Source organism: Candidatus Poribacteria bacterium, from assembly GCA_021295755.1.
GTDB lineage: Bacteria > Poribacteria > WGA-4E > WGA-4E > PCPOR2b > PCPOR2b.
Genome location: JAGWBT010000193.1, coordinates 3,136 through 5,263 on the forward strand (window position 1 = coordinate 3,136; position 2,128 = coordinate 5,263).

1 protein-coding gene is annotated in these 2,128 nt (G+C 53.2%); it reads left to right on the forward strand.

Going from position 1 to position 2,128, the window contains the following annotated elements:
- Positions 1-2,128, forward strand: a 2,128-nt coding sequence (locus J4G02_21275) for a hypothetical protein (GenBank protein ID MCE2397056.1), incomplete at both ends; no start/stop codon positions are given.

Consider the following 2,128-nt stretch of genomic DNA (forward strand, 5'->3'; position numbering starts at 1 on the left):
GTTTTTTGAGCGGACAGCCGTTGGTTTAGACACGCCCGCTGCAAGCACCGACGATCTGGTTTCAATCGTTGTCACAGATGATACCGGCGCGGAAAGTGGTGCCGAAGAGTTGCCCCTGACCAATGCAGATCTCGGTACAACGGGATCTGCCACCGTGACCCAAGACGTGATGACAGATATTGTACTGCCCCCCATGTCCGTCGATATCCTAGTCGTGGATGGCGTTGTATATAGAGACGATATGATGACCCCTGTCGACAGCGGATTTGACGTTAAGGTAACAGTCGGCGCGGATGAGTCACAGACAACTTCAACCGAAGCGGATGGCTCCTTTTCAGTCACATTCCTTGAGATACCGCCCATGACTGTTGCAACCACCGGCGATCCGGTTTCAATCATTGTGACAGATTCCACCGGCACGCAGCGTGGTCCTGGCGACCAGTTTACCCTGACCCATATAAAACTTGCCGATCCGACGATCACAAGAAAGGTATACACCGATATTGGAGCGACTTCAAAGCTGCTCAATGTCGTAGGTACAGTCTACCTCAGAGATGGCGATGGTGATCCAGTGGCGGCAGCGGGCCATTTGAGAGAGAACGAGCTGACGGTTGTTGTTGCCAATTCCGTCCGCAATCTGGAACAGCGCGTACCCGTCGATGACAATGGCGAGTATGCCGCTACCCTCATTGAATTTCTTGATATCGCTGCAGAGAGAGGTGATAGCCTCACCGTTGAAGTGGAGGAGGCGGGGGTAACCGTTGGAGCGATGGCCCGCACCCTTACCACACCGGAGATTCAGGCATCACAAGCAATGGTGAACATTCAGACAGACGTTCCCGCTAAAGTCGGTGTGCTTAATGTGGTCGGTAGCGTTGTCGAGCTAGATGGCACGGCTGCGGGCGCAGGTCTTCAGGTCACCATCACACTCGTAATGGACGGGCAAGCCATGACGCCTGCACAGGTCTCCACAGATGCGTCCGGTGGATATGAGTATACCTTCTTCGACCCGCCGGCGACGATTGCAAGCACCGGCGATGTCTTGATGGTTGATGTTTTACGCAGCGTTGATGGATACCACGGTCATGCAGAAATTGACCCGTTGAGATCTATTGAGATCATTTATCGGAACCAGCCGATGGTGGTTGATCCGATTAAGATGCTGCCACCGATCAAAGCGTTGGGTGGTCTGTCGATCAATCCCCAATATGTCCCGGAAGAGCTAAAGCGAATCAGTCGGGAAGCGATTCAAACCAATCCTGTCCTGCTTGAGATGATTCCTTCCGGCATCTTATATCTTGACCTGATGAAGGGACAACTGGCAAGCCTACCCGCCGGTTTCGACCCAACCAACGATGCGATCAGCAAGGCGAACTTCGGCAACGCGATCGCCCCCAAACCGATGTGGCATGTCTTGGGACAAGACAGACCAACGGATCCGAATCGATGGCTTAATGGAGATCTACTCAATCTGTATGTCCTCACAGGTCCAACCGCCGACAGTGTGATGTTCACGCTCTCCGGTGGACAGTCCGGGCGTGCTTCAGCGACGCGTATCGCCGCCGGCGATACCGTTCCGTATACCTTCCAATTGGAAGAGGAGCGAGCTGTCCTGTTCCTGCCGTCATGGGACGGTTTGAACGAGGGTATGTCGGTGTTTGCATCTGTTGACCTAGTGATTGACGGAGACACCGGAATCCCTATGACACCGAATATGGACACAGGGATATGGGAAGCGGAAGCACAACTGATGCCTGGTTCCAAAGTGTATTACCACTATCGGGTGAGGCTTGCCCATTCGTATGAAGTTGATGGTAGAACGGTGGAAAACTGGGTGGTGCCGGATCCACGGAATCTGCAAGTTGAAGACCGTGGAATCGTTGAAACTCTCCTCGCACCAGAGTTGGGACCGGATCTCGTAGAGATTGTCACAACGACGAATCTCCAGCTGCGGTCTGTGTTAAACGTTCCGGCGGTAAACGCCTTACAATCCCTCTGGGTTCAGACGTTTGACCTGTCCAACGCCGCTGATGGCATGTATCAGTTGGATACAGTTATCACGCACGCGGATACGGTTATTACGACTGACAGCGACTATGCACCCTTCGTAGAAACTATCAGCACCCAA